This window comes from Actinophytocola sp., assembly GCF_035634895.1.
GTDB lineage: Bacteria > Actinomycetota > Actinomycetes > Mycobacteriales > Pseudonocardiaceae > Actinophytocola.
Genome location: NZ_DASQCC010000282.1, coordinates 96,760 through 111,072, shown reverse-complemented (window position 1 = coordinate 111,072; position 14,313 = coordinate 96,760). Strand labels below are relative to the sequence as shown.

Sequence of the window (14,313 nt, the reverse complement as noted above, 5' to 3'; positions counted from 1 at the left end):
GCCGGGCCGGGCCGGGCCGGGCCGGGGTGGGGTGGGGGTGGGGTGGGGGTGGGGTGGGGGTGGGGTGGGGAGGGGGCGGCTTGGCGGTTTGGTCGGGTGGGCAGGGCCGGTTGTGGCCGAGTCGCCTTGGGTCACGCGGCTTCTTGCTCGCCAACTCCCTCGGGGAGCTGTCGTTGGTCGGCGAAACGGCCGTATACCACCGCATCGGCCGACGCCGTCCTTGGTGCCGGGCGATCCTCCGTCCGCATCGGGTGGGGTCTCGCCGCGGACCAGTGTGTGGCCAGGTCCCACCACAGGTTGGCGCACGCGCAGGCCAGGTCCGCCACGATCGGGCGGCAGTGTTCCGGCACCGTGTCCGCCAGTCGGCGGCGTTCCGGTTCGTCCAGTGCCGTCATGCTCAGCAGCCGGATCAGCGTGCGGCCGAGTTCGCTGCACCGGAGTGACGGGTCGTTCTTCAGTTGCCGCAGCAGTTCGGTGTGCTGCGCCGGCCCCGGTCCCGGGCGCACCACGTCCGGCGGTGGCACGGGAAACGGTTCTGCGCGCTTCCCGCGTTGCCGTGGGACGGGATCGTCGCCGCGGGACAGTCTGTCGCGTACGTCGCGGACCGTCCCGAGCGAAATGTCGGCCTCCGCCGCGATCTGGCGCATCGAGGCCGTGGGCTTCTCCCGCATCAGTGCGCTCGCCCGCAGTCGGCCCTCGGTGCAGTCGAGTGGCCGGGTGCGGCCGTCCCAGCCGACCCGGGTGCGCAACCGCGGATGGCCGGCGGTTGCGCGGATGCCGCCGACCGTCTTGGCGGACAGACCGGTCGTCCGGGCGATCGCTCGGTCCGACCACTGTGGATACGTGCCGACGATCCGTTCCGCGGCGGCCCGCCGGTCGGCCATCGTCAGTGGCAGGCCGTGGGTGACGTTCGCCCGGACGGCCTGTACGAAGGCATCGGCGTCGTCGCCGTCGAAGTACTGGACGCGGATCGTCTCGTCGCCGCGTAGTGCCGCGGCCTCCAGCCGGTGCATGCCGTCGATCACGCGGTTCGTGCCGCGGTGCACCAGGATCGGTGGCAGGTCCTCGGCCGACTGGGCGAGGAGGCGCACGTGTGCGCCGTCCTCGCCGTCCAGCCGGGGCGAGTCGGACGGCTGGAGCGCCGCGATGGGGACCGTCGCCTCATTCATCGTCGAGCCGCGGTTGGGGGAAGAACTTGGTCAGGAACACCTCCCAGGCACGGTCGCCGAAGATGGCCCGCTGTGGTTTGAGCAGCCGGACCGGAATGCCGATCCGGTAACGGATCCGCGGTCTGCGGGCCGTGACCGCCTTCTCGATGACCTTCGCGACCGTGTCCGCGCGCACCGACGTGCGGCCCCGGCCCGTGGGGTGCTCGACCTCCCGGTAGGCGCCGTGCCACTCGACGAAGTGCTCCCAGAACTCGTCGTACAGGCCACCGTCGGCGGCCAGGTCCAGGTCGCCGACCGTCGTCGGCACGAACGACCCGAGGATCGGCGACGGCTCGATGACCGTCACGTCGATCCCCCACGGCCGGACCTCCTGGCGCAGCGAGTCGCTGATGGCCTCCAGGGCGTGCTTCGTGGCCTGGTAGTACCCGCGCCCGGGGGTGGCGAACAGGCCGAAGATCGAGGACATCATCACGATCCGGCCGGACCGCCGCGCACGCATGCCGGGCAGCACCAGCTGCGTCATCCTGGACAGGCCGAAGAGGTTGGTCTCGAACTGCCTGCGCACCTCGTCCAGCGGGGTCTCGCCGATCGTCCCGTTGAGACTGTAGGCGGCGTTGTTGATCAGCACGCCGACCGCGCCGTGCTCCTCGGTGATCCGGTCCACCGCGGCCCGCATCGACTCCTCGTCGGTGACGTCCAGCCGCAGTGTCGTGATGCCCTCGTCGGCCAGGTCCTTGAGTCCCTCCAGGTTCCGGCCGGTCGCGTAGACCGGCCAGCCGGCACGGTGCAGGCGCAGCGCGGTGGCGCGGCCGGTGCCGGAGGACTGCCCGCTGACGGAGTTGACGCCGGTGATCAGGACCGCGCGGGAGGCGCTCATGCCGCCCCCTCGTCGGGGATCTCCTGCTGCGACACCCGGCTCGCGGCGACGGAGTAGCCGAGACCGAGGCCGTCGACCATCCGCGTGATGAAGTTGAACATGGCGGCGGTGAAGAAGCCCTCCAGCAGCTCCTCGCTGCGCCAGCCCGCGTCGAGCGCCTGCTGCCAGTCGACGTCGGTGATCTTGTACGCCTCGCGGCTGAGCTTGGTCAGCAGCCGCAGGAGGACCTTGGTGCGCTCGTCGACGGGCAGGTCCTCGACGGAGCTGGCGGACTCGACGGCCTTGGCCGTGGCAGGCTCGCCGCCGAAGGCCTGGAAGAAGAAGTTGTGCGTGCCGACACAGTACGGGCACTCGTTGACCTTGGACGTCCACGCGGAGATCAGCTCCCGCGTCTGCCGCGGCAGGACGCCGTCTAGGTACATCCCCTTGTAGCCGGCCACCACGGCCTCGAGCAGGTCCGGCCTGGTGGACACCAGCCGGAACATGTCGGGCACGAACGGCAGGTTGGTGGCCTCCTTGACCTCGTCGTACAGCTCGGCCAGCCGGCCGGTCGCCTCGTCCTCGGCGACCAGCGGAACGCGAACGTGTGCGGTCATGTCCATTGTGGACTCACCTCTCAAGCTGCTTTGTCGGACATGTTGCGGCGGCGTAGCACGGGCATCGCCTCGGCCTGGAAGTCGACGTCGGAGTCGAAGACCTTGATCATCCCCTCGATGACCAGCAGGGACAGCAGGGGGAACGCGAACTCCGGGGCGGGGAACAGGCCGAACCGGCGCTGCAGGTCGAACAGCCGGCCGGCGAACCGCGCCAGGTCGAACTCGCCGGACTTGGCGCCGGACGCGTCCGTCACCAGCTCACCGAGCTCGGTGCGGAACCCGTCGAGGTCGCAGTCCTCCGCTATCTCGGCGGCGCTCTCGATCACGATCTGCCCGCACATCCAGCCGTCGCCCATCGCCATGTTGATGAAGAAGTCGGCGAAGGACCGGCGTACCGGATCGGGCAGCCTGATCACGAAGCCGGCGTCCAGCATCACCAGGCCGGCGTCGTGGTCGAAGTACAGGTTGCCGGGGTGCAGGTCGCAGTGGACCAGGCCGTCGACGAACAGCATCTCGTAGATCGCGGCCAGCACCGCCCGCACCACCGCGCTCCGCGTGTCGGCGTCCAGCTCACCCGGCGCGAACCGGGTCAGGTCGTCGACGTACTCCATGACGACCGTCTCGGCGGTGCACAGTTCGGGCAGTGGCGCGGGAATCCGCACATTGCCGAACTTCACCAGGTTGGCGCGCAACGTGGTCAGCGACGTGGCCTCGGCCTCGAAGTCCAGCTGCCGCAGGATCGCGCCGCCCACCTGCGCGTGCATGAGCTTGAACGGCATCTTGCGCAGGCGCGGCAGCATGCTCAGCGCGCTCATCATCGACGCGGTGAGCGTGAAGTCCTGCCACATCACGCGTTCGATGCCGGGCCGCCGCACCTTGACCGCGACCCGTTGCCCGTCGAGCGTCACCGCCTCGTGGACCGTCGCGATGCTGCCGCAGGCCACCGGCTCCCAGCCGAACTCGCGGAACGGCCACGGCCGGTCCCGGTACGCGTGCCGGACCGCACGCACGATCCGCCGCCTGCCGGGTGGCGAGGCGGCGTCGGTGAGGCGGGCCAGGGGAGTGGTCACCTCCTCCGGCAGCAGGTCACGCCGCGTGCTGAGCAGCTGGCCGATCTTGATGTAGGACGGGCCGAGGCGGGTCAGCATCCGGACCCACCGGTCACCGTCCCGTACGCCGCGGCCCCGTCCGTCGCCTCGCAGGCGCGCGCCGGCCGCCGAGGCGCCGACGGCCGCGCCGTAGAAGAACACGATGGCGCTGACCCAGCCAAGACGCAGCAGCAGGCCGGGCAGCCGGACCAGGCGGCCGGTGATCGTCTTCAAGATCGCCCCCTGTCGTCGGAGTTGTCTGCCGCCTCGATCGTCCCGACCCCGTCGGACACCGACTACTTCCTCGTTGCGATGTGGTCCCGGGGTCCGGGCCGTAGGGCAACGTCGAAGACGCGGGCGTGCTCGGCGAGCTGACACATTGGCTTGGGAGGAGCCGATCGTCGGAGGGCTTACCGATGCCGGAGACAGGAACATCCCGTGGCGCGGCGACCCGCGTCACCCCGGAGACGTGGGCGGCCGCGCGCGCCGCCCTCCGGGACAGCGGTGACCGGTTCGCCGACCTGGTCACCACCGTGCCCGACCCGTCGGTGCTGGCCACGAAGCACTGGTCGGTGGCGGAGACCGCCGCACACGTGACCGGCATCGCCTGGAACTACACGGGAATGGTCGCCGAGGAGGACCGGCCGCTGCCGATTCCCCAGGTACGCGAACACTTCCCGGTCACCACCGTCGACACCATCCACACCGGACTGAACCCCGCGCAGCTGCGCGGCTACCGGGAACGGGACGTGGGCAGGCTCGCCGAGCGGCTGCGTGGCTCGGTCGAGGAGATCCTCGACCTGACGGCGACAACCGACCCGCACCGGGTCGTGCCGTGGCTGGGCGACTCGCGGCTGCCGATCGCCGGTGTGCTGGCCCACATGACGAACGAGCTGCTCATCCACGGCTGGGACATCGCCCGTGCGGCCCGGGTTCCCTGGCACATGCCGGAAGACCAGGCCGCGCTGTTCTTCGACGTGTTCCTCGTCGAGATCATCCGGCACGGCTACGGCCACCTGCTGGACGACGACCACCCGGTCCACCGGGGCCGCATCGCGGTCGAGTTCCGTTCCACCCACACGGTTCCGGTGACGTTCGTCCTCGACAACGGGGTGGCCACGGCGGAGGAGGCCGGCCAGGCCTACGACGTCCGCATCCGGTTCCGGCCCTCCTCGATGAACATGTGGCTGTTCCACCGGATCGGCACCTTCCGGGCGGCGCTCACCGGCCAGCTCGTGCCGTCGGGACCGCGACTCTGGCTGCTGCCGGCGTTCCTGCGCAAGGTGCGGCTGCCCTGACCGAGAGCAACCGAAGAGAAGGAAGGTTGAACGTGATCACGCTCGACACAGTGAACCTCGAGATCGAGGGCCCGGTCGCCACGATCTATCTGAACCGGCCGGACAAGAAGAACGCGATGAACCCCCAGATGCATCGCGACATGAACGAGGCCCTGGACGCGATCGAGGCCGCGGAGGACGTCAAGGCGGTCGTGATCACCGGCAACGGCGACAGCTTCAGCGCGGGCATGGACCTGGAGGAGTGCTTCCTGCGGCCCTACGACGACCCGCAGCTGTTCTACCGGACCAACCTGGTGGCACTGAAGTGGTTCCAGCGGCTGAAGGCGTTCCCCGCGGTGACCATCGCGAAGGTCAACGGGTACGCGTTCGGCGGCGGCTTCGAGGTGACCGGCCTGTGTGACCTGGCGATCGCCGCCGAGGACGTCAAGTTCGGTCTTTCGGAGATCAACTTCGGGATCTTCCCGGCGGGCGGCGCGTCCTGGGCCGCGACCCACAACCTGTCCCGCAAGCAGGCGCTGTACTACATCCTCACCGGCGCCACGATGACCGGCACCGAAGCCGAGCGGTACGGGCTGGTGAACAAGGCCGTGCCCGCCGAGGAGCTGGACGCGGCGACCGAGAAGCTCGTCGGCCGGATCGTCAACAAGAACCCGGTCACGCTGCGGCTGGCCAAGGAGGTCTACGAGCGCACGACGCACCTGGACCTGCCCGAGGCCATCGACTACGACCAGGCGAAGCTGTGGGAGCTGGCGCGGCTGACCAGCAACGAGTGGATCACCGTTGCGCTGAAGCAGTTCGAGAAGCGCAGCTACCGGCCCGGCCTGGACACCTACAAGCGGGACGTGGCATGACGATCTTCACCGGTCCGCATCCCGGTGCGGACATCCCCGATGTCCCGCTCACCTCCTATGTGCTCGGGCAGGCGGAGCAGCACGCGGACACGGTGGCGGCGGTCGACGTCACGGGTGGCTTCTCCTACACCTACGGGGAGCTCGCGGCCGGCGCGCGGCATGCCGCCGCCGGCCTGGCCGCGCTCGGCTTCGGCAGGGGTGACGTGCTGGCCATGCTCGCGCCGAACCTGCCGGAGTACCCGATCGCCTACCACGCCGCGCTGCTGGCCGGCGGCGCGGTGGTGGTGCTGAACCCACTGGACACGGTGGACGAGCTGGCCTCCCATCTGACCGAGGCGGCCGCCCGGTTCATCGTGACCACACCGTCGGAGATGGACAAGGTGACCGAGCTGGCCGGCAGGACGAGGCTGGACCAGGTCATCGTGTTCGGCGCGGCGGCCGGCGCGACGTCGTTCTACGGGCTGCTCGACACCGGCTACGCGCCGCCGGGCCCGCCCGTGACGCCGAGCCGGGACGTGGCGACGGTGCTGCACTCGAGCGGCAGCACGGGACACCCGAAGGGCGTGGCGCTGACACACCGCAACATGGTCGCGAACGTGTACCAGACCAGCGTGGTCGCCCCGCTCGGCGTGGGCGAGAAGGTGCTTGCCGTGCCGCCGTTCCACCACGCCTTCGGGCTGATCATGACGCTGAACGCGAGCCTGCTACAGGGTGCGACGCTCGTGACCATGCCGCGCTTCGAGCCGGACGCGTACCTGAAGGCGATCGAGGACCACCGCATCACCCGGCTCTACATCGTGCCGACGATCGCGGTGCTGCTGGCGAGGAGCCCGCTGGTCGACCACTACGACCTGTCGTCGCTGCGGTCGATCGTCTCCGGCGGCGCCGCGCTCGACCCCGAGATCGCACTGCTGTGCCACGACCGCCTCGGGTTCCACATCGGACAGGGCTACGGCCTGACCGAGGGCCTGGTGTCGTTCATGCAGCTGCCGGGCTCGGTGCCGAACGGCTCGGTGGGTCGGAACTCGCCCAACGTGGAGTGCAAGATCGTCGACCCGGAGACCGGCGCGGCACTCGACCGCCACCAGGACGGCGAGATCCTCGTCCGGGGCCCGCACGTGATGAAGGGCTACCTTGGCGACGCGGACGCGACGCGGAAGGTGCTGGAGCCGGACGGTTTCCTGCACACCGGCGACCTCGGGCACGTCGACGAGCACGGTGACCTGTTCATCGTCGACCGCATCAAGGAGCTCATCAAGTACAAGGGGCAGCAGGTGTCCCCGGTCGAGCTCGAGGCGGTGCTCATGGCACACCCGAAGGTCACCGACGCCGCGGTGGTCGGCGTGCCGGACGAGGAGGCCACCGAGCTGCCGAAGGCGTTCGTGGTGGTCGACCAGCCCGCCACGGCCGAGGAGATCATGGCCTTCGTCGCCGAGCGGGTCGCGCCGTACAAGAAGATCCGGCGCGTCGAGTTCATCGACAAGATCCCGCGCACACCGGTCGGCAAGACAGAACGCCGCACCCTCAAGGAACGTGCCGCCTGAGGTCCACAAGGGAATGAAGAGGATATTCTGATGAACCTGCCGAAGGTCGTCTCCAGGCAAGAATGGCTGGAGGCCCGAAAAGCACTGCTGGAGAAGGAGAAGGAAGTCACCAGGGCCCGTGACGAGATCGCGGCCGAGCGCCGCGCCCTGCCGATGGTCGAGGTGGAGAAGGACTACGTCTTCGACGGGCCGGACGGCAAGCTCTCGCTGCTCGACATGTTCGAGGGACGCCGGCAGCTCATCGTCCGGCACTACATGTACGCCCCCGGTGACGAGGTGGGCTGCCCCGGTTGCTCCATGCAGGCCGACAGCGTGGGCGAGCTGGCGCACATCTGGGCGCGGGACACCACGTTCGCGATGGTCTCCCGCGCGCCGCTGGCGGACTTCACCCCGTTCAAGGAGCGCATGGGTTGGACGATGCCGTGGTACTCGTCGTACGGCAGCGACTTCAACTACGACTACGAGGTCACGAGCGAGAACGGCGAGTCGCCCGGGGTGAGTGCCTTCTACCGGGAAGGCGACCGGGTGTTCCACACGTACTCGATCTACGATCGCGGAGGCGAGATCTTCAAGAACTTCTACAACTACCTCGACGTCACCCACCTGGGGCGCCAGGAGGACGAGCTGGCGCACCCGTGGGACTGGTGGCGCTTCAAGGACGAGTACGACCGCGCGGACGCACACGTGGCCGGTGACAACCACTGGAACGGCACGAGGTTCAACTCTTGAACGGGAGGACACCATGAGTGAGCTGTCCGGCAGGACCACGATCGTCGTCGGCGCGAGCCGTGGCATCGGCCACGGCATCGCCACGGCCGTCGCGGAGGCCGGTGCTCCGGTAGTAGCCGTCTCCCGCACCGCGGCGGAGTTCCCCGAGTCGGCCGACATCACCCAGGAGCTGGCCGACGCGGGCGAGGCCGCGGTGCCGGCGAGCCTGATCGACCGCCACGAGCCGGCCGCCGTCATCGTGGTGGCCGGCGCGACGCCGCACATGCGTCCCCTGCAGCAACACACGTGGGAGACGTTCTCGGCCGCGTGGGACACCGACGTGCGGATCACCTTCCACTGGCTGCGGGAGGCGCTGCTGACGCCGCTGCCGCCCGGTAGCAGGGTGATCGTGGTCAGCAGTGGCGCGGCGCTCAACGGTTCGCCGCTGTCCGGCGGGTACGCCGGCGCCAAGGCGACCCAGCGGTTCGTCACCGGCTACGCGCAGGGCGAGTCCAAGCGCGCCGGCCTGGACATCACGTTCACGACGGTGCTGCCCCGCTTCGCCCCGGAGACGGGCGTCGGCAAGCCCGCCGTGGCGGCGTACGCGGCGCTGGCCGGGATGTCCGTGGCGGAGTTCCTGAGCCACCAGGGTCCACTGCTGACCCCGAAGATCGCCGGCGAGTCCATGGTCGACCTGCTGAGGACCGACGCGAGCGACGTGGCCGACGCGTACGGGCTTTCCGGCGCGGGCCTGAAGAAGCTGGCCTGACGCCACGAACCTGCCACGCCGCGCCACCGGCGCGGCGTGGCAGGCTTTCAGTCTCCTGTCCCACGAGCGATGCCACGCCGCGAAGCACACGGCGTGGCATTCCGCTGTCTCACCCGGCGTTGCGTTCGATCAAGCTGGTGACGATGTCCGGCTGTTCGTTCACCACGAAGTGGTCGCTGTCCGGGATGACCGCGGTCGTCACGTTCGCGCAGCCGTGGGCCCGCAGCGCGTCGGCCATCTGGGGGCCGAGCTTCGCGAAGAACGAGTTCGTGCCCGTCGCCCACACGATGGGCGCCTGGAGCGGGCGGTGCGGCGCCGCGTTGAACTTCGCGTTCGCGGGGAACTCGCGGTACAGCTCGAACCCCGCGTGCAGCTGCGCCGGCCGGGCGTAGGACGCCGCGTAGCGTGCGACGTCCGCGTCGCTGAACTGGGAGCGCGGCAGCACATAACGGAAGTAGGCCGCCTGCCGGCCGGCGATGAGCTCCTCCGGCAGGTCCGGCACCTGGAAGAACCCGATGTGCCACATCCCGGCCACGGCGTCGGTCCACGGATCCATCCCGGGCAGCGGCACGTCCAGGATCATCGCGCCCCGGATCTCGTCCGGCGCGAGCCGGGCGTACGCGTACGCGGTCATCCCGCCGATGTCGTGGCCGACCACGTACACCCGCCGCAGGCCGAGGTGCCGTGTCAGCTGCCGGACGTCCTCCGCCAGGTTCGGGGCGGCGTAACCACTCGGTGGCGCCGCGGACCCGCCGACGCCGCGCAGGTCCACGGCCACGACCGTGAACTCGCGCGCCAGCCGGGGCATGATCTCGCGGTACTCGGTCCAGTCCTGCGGGTACCCGTGGATCAGGACCACCGCGGGTCCGTGGCCGCCGCGGACGTAGTGCAGCTCGGTCCCGTTGACCTTCGCCGTGCCGGAGACGAAGCCCACCCCGAGCCGCGCCACCGGCGGATCCGCGGAGGTCCCCGCGGTGAGGGAGAGTACGACTCCCAGGACTGCCAGTACTATGCCGAGTTTCCTCATACCGATACCGTGACCTTCCTGCGCAGTATGCCGGCGAGTGTGCCGAGGTAGACGAGTCCCGCCAGGACCGGCAGGCTGTTGAGCATCAGGAGTCCCGCGGGCGACAGGTCGAGCACGCGCACGACTATGTCGGCGACGGGGGAGTCGTCCAGCAGCATCAGCACCGCCGAGACGACCAGCACCACCCACGCGGCGACGGCGCCGACGATGTGCGCCCTGTTCCGTTCGCGCAGCGCCCACCACAGCCACGCCGCGACCCCGGGAACCACCCATACCCAGTGATGCGGCCAGGACAGCGGCGACACCAGCAGGCCGGTCACCCCGCAGGCGATGACGCCGGCGGCCACCATGCCCCGCCGGTGTGCCGCCACCGAGATCGCCAGTCCCGCGAGTCCCACCACGACGGTCAGCGCCACCGCGAGCCACGAGGCGTGCAGCACGCCGGGCAGCTGCCCGAGCACGCCACGGATCGACTCGTTCCACGGGCCGTGGTCCGGCGGCATCATCCGCGTGGTGTCCAGCAACGTCCCACCCAGCCAGTGCTCGGTCGGGCCCGGTATCACGGCGAAGCTCAGCAGCACCGTGGCCGCGAACGTCACCGCGGACACCACGGCCGCGCGGATCCGGCCGGTGAGGAGGAAGTACGGGATGAAGATCAGCGGCGTCAGCTTGATGCCCGCCGCGATGCCGACGCCGACGCCCTGGAACCGGCCCGGGCGGCGGGCCACGTCGGCGAGCACCAACAGGGTCAGCAGGATGTTGATCTGCCCATTGCAGACCATCATCCACACCGGGGCGGTGACGAGTGCCGCCGCGGCCGCCAGGATGGTGAACCTCGTCCGTCCCGCCCGCGTGTCCGAGTCGACCAGCCCGATGGCGAGCCAGATGACCGCGACGAGCGAGAGCACGGACGCGAACGTGTAGATCCCGAAGGCGACGTGGACGTTCATCGCGCCGAACGGGACGAACACCAGTGCGGCGAACGGCGAGTACGTGAAGAGCAGGTCGCGGTCGGTCGCGACGTCGAAGGGGGAGATGCCGTTCAGCACGGCCGACCCGCCCATGTGGTAGACCCGGAAGTCCAGTTCGAACATCGGGATCTTGTCGCGCAACGCCACGCCGGCGAACACGACGGCGGCCGTCACGACCGCCGCGAACGCGATCGCGGCGAACACGACTCGTACCGGGGGACGGTCGTCCGGCGGCGTCTCTTGGTGTACGGGGACAGCTGTCGCGGTCATGTCAGCGACTCCTCGGTTCGGGTGACGGGATGTGGACGGGGCCGGGGCCGGAAGACCCAGGTGCTCAGCAGGACGAACCGGCCGAGCGTGCCGACGGCGGAGGCGGCGAGAAGCACGACGAGCTCGGCCCACCGTGGTGGCCGGTCGGCGACGGTGTGCAGCGCGAGCAACGCACTCGAGGTGAACCCGCAGTACAGGGCGAACACCACGAGCGACTGCAGGTGGGCGAGCACGAGGGACCGGCTCCTGCCGCGGAAGGTGAGCCGCCGGTTGGCCTCGGTGTTGAACAGCGTGCTCAGCGCCACCGCGACCAGGTTGGCCGCCAGCGGCGGCCACCACGTGCGGAAGAACGTGTACAGGGCAAGGGTCATCATGGTGGCCACGAACCCGACCACGCAGAACAGCAGCAGGTGCCGCAGGCGTGACACGTCCCGTGCCGGTAGCACGGCGTCGGGGTGGGTCGGCCGGAGCGCCGGCCGGGACGGCAGGTCGGCGATGTCCGCGGCGCCGGACAGCTTGGCCAGCGCGAGCCGGACCAGGCCGCGGGTGTTGGTCGCGATCGTGCCCGTGACGTTCACCCGGCTGTCCACATCCTCCACCCAGTCCACCGGGACCTCCAGCACCCGCAGGCCGTTGTGCTCGGCCAGCAGGAGCAGCTCGGTGTCGAAGAACCAGGCGTCGTCCTCAACCCGTCGCAGCAGCGGCCGGATCACCTCCGCCCGCGCCGCCTTGAAACCGCACTGCGCGTCCCGGAACTGGGCGCCGTGCACGATTCGCAGCAAAGCGTTGTAGGCGCGGGAGATCAGCTCCCGCTTGGCGCCCCGGACCGTGCGTGCCCCCGGTGCCAGCCGCGAGCCGATCGCGATGTCCGAATGGCCGGCGGCCAGCGAGGCCACCAGCGGGATCAACGCGTCCAGACCGGTGGACAGGTCGACGTCCATGTACGCGACCACGTCGGCCTGGCTGCTCGACCACGCCGACCGCACCGCCTTTCCCTTGCCCCGCTGGGTGAGGCACACGACGCGCACTCTGGACCACTGCCTGGCTAGCCGTTTCGCGACCAGCTGCGTGCTGTCGGTGCTGGCGTTGTCCACGATGGTGATGGTCCAGTCGAACGGCATCCGCTCGGCCAGATAGCCGTGCAGCACCGCGACGCAACCGGGCAGCGCGCGTTCCTCGTTGAGCACCGGGATGACGATGTCCACGGTCATCGACGAGAGCGTCGACGACCGTGCTGCCTGTGCGGGAATGAGAGCATCCATATTGGCTCCTCGCCGATTACGCAAGAATGATATGAGCGTTCGGCGGAGGTGATCTTCTTCGAGGATGCGCACCTTCCGTACAGGGGTTGACAGTCCACAGTAGACATAACAGAGCGGCTCCGGAGAATCACGTTCCGGAGCCGCTCTGTCGTACGGGTGCTCAGTCCGCGCGCAGCCAGTCCGCCGTCCGCTCGCCGATCATGATCGACGTCAGGTTGGTGTTGGCACGCACCGTGGCGGGCATGATCGACGAGTCGCAGACGTACAGCGACCCGACGCCGTGCACCGCGCCACGCTCGTCGACGACCGTGTCCGGGTCGGACGCCGGACCCATCCGAACCGTGCCGACCGGGTGGTACGCACTGTCCAAACTGGTCTTCACGTACTGCCGCACCATGGCGTCGTTGTCGATGGTCGCCTCGCGCAGCACCACGAACCCCTGCCCGAGCGAGAGGATGTCCGGGTGGTGCGCCAGCCGCCACGCCGTGCGCACGCCGTCGACGAGGATGTCCATCTCGCGCTCGTCGTCCAGGAAGTTCAGGTCGATCGAGGGCTGCGCGGTCGGGTCGGTGGATCCCAGCGTGATGCGGCCGCGGGAGCCGGGCCGCTGTGCCACCACCATCACGCCGAGGATCTCGGTCGCGCCGGCCAGCATCTGGAGCTCGGGGAAGTGCGCCAGGTCGAAGTGGTTGACCATGTAGTACTGCAGGTCGTTGAAGTCACCGGAGACCGGTGAGGTGGTCCGCAGGATCTCCTGCAGGAACGCCTCGGTCGGGTCGATGACACCCGGCCGCGGCACCAGGAACGCCCCGGTGCGCTGGTGGTCGACCAGGTTCGCGCCGACGCCGGACAGGTCGGCGCGGACGTCGACACCGAGCCGGCGCAGGTCGTCGGCCGGGCCGATGCCCGAGCGCAGCAGGATCATCGGCGAGGCGACCGCGCCGGCGGCCAGGATGATCCGCCTGCCCTCGACCAGCTCGTACGAGCCGCCCTCGGCGGCGGCCAGTACGCCGACCGCCTTGTCGCCGTCGAACACCACCCGGTCGACCGTCGTGTGAGCCCGGATCTCCAGGTTCTCCCGGTCCCGGATCAGCCGGACGTAGGTGTTCCCCGTCGTGGCCCGGCGTTCGTGGTCCGAGCGGGTGGAGGGGATCGACCCGACGCCGGTCGCCTCGGGATGGTTGTGGTCCTTGACCTCGGGGAAGCCCTCGTTGACGCAGGCCTCGACGAACGCGGCCTGTCCCGGCGTCAGCTCCTCCGGCCGCCACCGGCGGATCGGCATCGGCCCGTCGCCGCCGTGGAACTCGCTGTCGCCGAAGTCGTAGTCGTTCTCCAGCTTCCTGAAGTAGGGCAGGACGTTCTCGTAGGACCACGACGGGTTTCCCGCGGCGGCCCACTCGTCGTAGTCGGCCGGGACGCCGCGCAGCCCGACCGTCGCACCCACCGCGGACGAGCCGCCGGTGGTCTTCCCGCGTGGGTAGCGGACCCGGCGGCCGTCGTGGATCTCGGCGCGGAAGGTCCAGTCGTGGTCGACGAACGACATCGCCCGGCCGTAGAAGATGTCCGCCGGGGCGTCTTCCGGCCGGACGTAGTCCGGGCCGCCTTCCAGCAGGAGCACGCGGCGGGCGGGGTCCTCGGTCAGCCGGGCCGCGAGCGCCGCCCCAGCCGATCCGGCGCCGACGATGATGTCGTCATACTGAGCCGTCATAAGCAGTCCTTGAGGATTCGTGGGCGCTTCGGGCGCAGGGTTCTGCGACCTTCGCGCCGAGCGTCGCACCGCCCACGCGGGTGCTGCCACTCACACCGTGCCAGAGACGCCGGTCGCGCAATTTCGAAGAATTCCCTTTGCGCACAGCGGAAGTGGGTGCTCGCGGCGAGTTCCG

General features: G+C 69.8%; 13 protein-coding genes. 5 read left to right on the top strand and 8 right to left on the bottom strand.

The window, feature by feature from the left end:
• Positions 1 to 131: 131 nt before the first annotated feature.
• The 4 genes from VET29_RS44015 to VET29_RS44000 are packed head-to-tail and all read right to left on the bottom strand — an operon-like array spanning position 132 to position 3,964.
• Positions 132 to 1,169: a ParB/RepB/Spo0J family partition protein gene (locus tag VET29_RS44015; RefSeq protein ID WP_324933605.1), complete on the bottom strand. Its 1,038-nt coding sequence runs from the start codon at positions 1,167 to 1,169 to the stop codon at positions 132 to 134.
• Positions 1,162 to 2,046, bottom strand: coding sequence for an SDR family NAD(P)-dependent oxidoreductase (locus VET29_RS44010; RefSeq protein ID WP_324933602.1), 885 nt, complete (start codon positions 2,044 to 2,046; stop codon positions 1,162 to 1,164). The genes VET29_RS44015 and VET29_RS44010 overlap by 8 nt, the downstream gene beginning before the upstream one ends.
• Complete coding sequence (locus tag VET29_RS44005; RefSeq protein WP_324933599.1) at positions 2,043 to 2,642, bottom strand: peroxidase-related enzyme; 600 nt, start codon at positions 2,640 to 2,642, stop codon at positions 2,043 to 2,045. The genes VET29_RS44010 and VET29_RS44005 overlap by 4 nt, the downstream gene beginning before the upstream one ends.
• Positions 2,643 to 2,662: 20 nt before the next feature.
• Positions 2,663 to 3,964: an ABC1 kinase family protein gene (locus VET29_RS44000; RefSeq protein ID WP_324933596.1), complete on the bottom strand. Its 1,302-nt coding sequence runs from the start codon at positions 3,962 to 3,964 to the stop codon at positions 2,663 to 2,665.
• Between the two features lie 182 nt (positions 3,965 to 4,146).
• On the opposite strand from VET29_RS44000, the gene VET29_RS43995 reads away from it, so the two are divergent.
• The 5 genes from VET29_RS43995 to VET29_RS43975 are packed head-to-tail and all read left to right on the top strand — an operon-like array spanning position 4,147 to position 8,900.
• Positions 4,147 to 5,028, top strand: coding sequence for a maleylpyruvate isomerase N-terminal domain-containing protein (locus VET29_RS43995; RefSeq protein ID WP_324933593.1), 882 nt, complete (start codon positions 4,147 to 4,149; stop codon positions 5,026 to 5,028).
• 32 nt (positions 5,029 to 5,060) lie between these two features.
• Positions 5,061 to 5,879, top strand: coding sequence for a p-hydroxycinnamoyl CoA hydratase/lyase (locus VET29_RS43990; protein ID WP_324933590.1), 819 nt, complete (start codon positions 5,061 to 5,063; stop codon positions 5,877 to 5,879).
• Entirely contained in the window at positions 5,876 to 7,423 is a 1,548-nt protein-coding gene (locus VET29_RS43985; RefSeq protein ID WP_324933587.1) for an AMP-binding protein, read from the top strand. The genes VET29_RS43990 and VET29_RS43985 overlap by 4 nt, the downstream gene beginning before the upstream one ends.
• A gap of 30 nt (positions 7,424 to 7,453) precedes the next feature.
• A complete protein-coding gene (locus tag VET29_RS43980) occupies positions 7,454 to 8,152 on the top strand; it encodes a DUF899 domain-containing protein (RefSeq protein ID WP_324933584.1) in 699 nt (232 codons plus the stop codon).
• A gap of 13 nt (positions 8,153 to 8,165) precedes the next feature.
• A complete protein-coding gene (locus VET29_RS43975; RefSeq protein ID WP_324933581.1) occupies positions 8,166 to 8,900 on the top strand; it encodes an SDR family oxidoreductase in 735 nt (244 codons plus the stop codon).
• A gap of 109 nt (positions 8,901 to 9,009) precedes the next feature.
• On the opposite strand, the gene VET29_RS43970 is transcribed toward VET29_RS43975, so the two are convergent.
• The 4 genes from VET29_RS43970 to VET29_RS43955 form a co-directional block, all read right to left on the bottom strand.
• A complete protein-coding gene (locus VET29_RS43970) occupies positions 9,010 to 9,849 on the bottom strand; it encodes an alpha/beta hydrolase (protein WP_324933578.1) in 840 nt (279 codons plus the stop codon).
• 74 nt (positions 9,850 to 9,923) lie between these two features.
• Positions 9,924 to 11,168, bottom strand: a complete 1,245-nt coding sequence (locus tag VET29_RS43965; protein WP_324933575.1) for a glycosyltransferase 87 family protein — start codon at positions 11,166 to 11,168, stop codon at positions 9,924 to 9,926.
• On the bottom strand, positions 11,165 to 12,430 hold the full coding sequence (locus VET29_RS43960; protein WP_324933572.1) for a bifunctional glycosyltransferase family 2/GtrA family protein: 1,266 nt from the start codon (positions 12,428 to 12,430) through the stop codon (positions 11,165 to 11,167). The genes VET29_RS43965 and VET29_RS43960 overlap by 4 nt, the downstream gene beginning before the upstream one ends.
• A 160-nt stretch (positions 12,431 to 12,590) precedes the next feature.
• Positions 12,591 to 14,138 carry a GMC family oxidoreductase gene (locus tag VET29_RS43955; RefSeq protein WP_324933569.1) on the bottom strand — a complete coding sequence of 516 codons (1,548 nt, stop codon included), beginning with the start codon at positions 14,136 to 14,138 and terminating at the stop codon, positions 12,591 to 12,593.
• Positions 14,139 to 14,313: the final 175 nt, after the last annotated feature.

Coding starts and splice junctions, on each gene's coding strand:
- VET29_RS44015 (WP_324933605.1), bottom strand. CDS start 1,169: ATGAATGAGGCGACGGTCCCCATCGCGGCGCTCCAGCCGTCCGACTCG.
- VET29_RS44010 (WP_324933602.1), bottom strand. CDS start 2,046: ATGAGCGCCTCCCGCGCGGTCCTGATCACCGGCGTCAACTCCGTCAGC.
- VET29_RS44005 (WP_324933599.1), bottom strand. CDS start 2,642: ATGACCGCACACGTTCGCGTTCCGCTGGTCGCCGAGGACGAGGCGACC.
- VET29_RS43995 (WP_324933593.1), top strand. CDS start 4,147: ATGCCGGAGACAGGAACATCCCGTGGCGCGGCGACCCGCGTCACCCCG.
- VET29_RS43985 (WP_324933587.1), top strand. CDS start 5,876: ATGACGATCTTCACCGGTCCGCATCCCGGTGCGGACATCCCCGATGTC.
- VET29_RS43980 (WP_324933584.1), top strand. CDS start 7,454: ATGAACCTGCCGAAGGTCGTCTCCAGGCAAGAATGGCTGGAGGCCCGA.
- VET29_RS43975 (WP_324933581.1), top strand. CDS start 8,166: ATGAGTGAGCTGTCCGGCAGGACCACGATCGTCGTCGGCGCGAGCCGT.
- VET29_RS43965 (WP_324933575.1), bottom strand. CDS start 11,168: ATGACCGCGACAGCTGTCCCCGTACACCAAGAGACGCCGCCGGACGAC.
- VET29_RS43960 (WP_324933572.1), bottom strand. CDS start 12,430: ATGGATGCTCTCATTCCCGCACAGGCAGCACGGTCGTCGACGCTCTCG.
- VET29_RS43955 (WP_324933569.1), bottom strand. CDS start 14,138: ATGACGGCTCAGTATGACGACATCATCGTCGGCGCCGGATCGGCTGGG.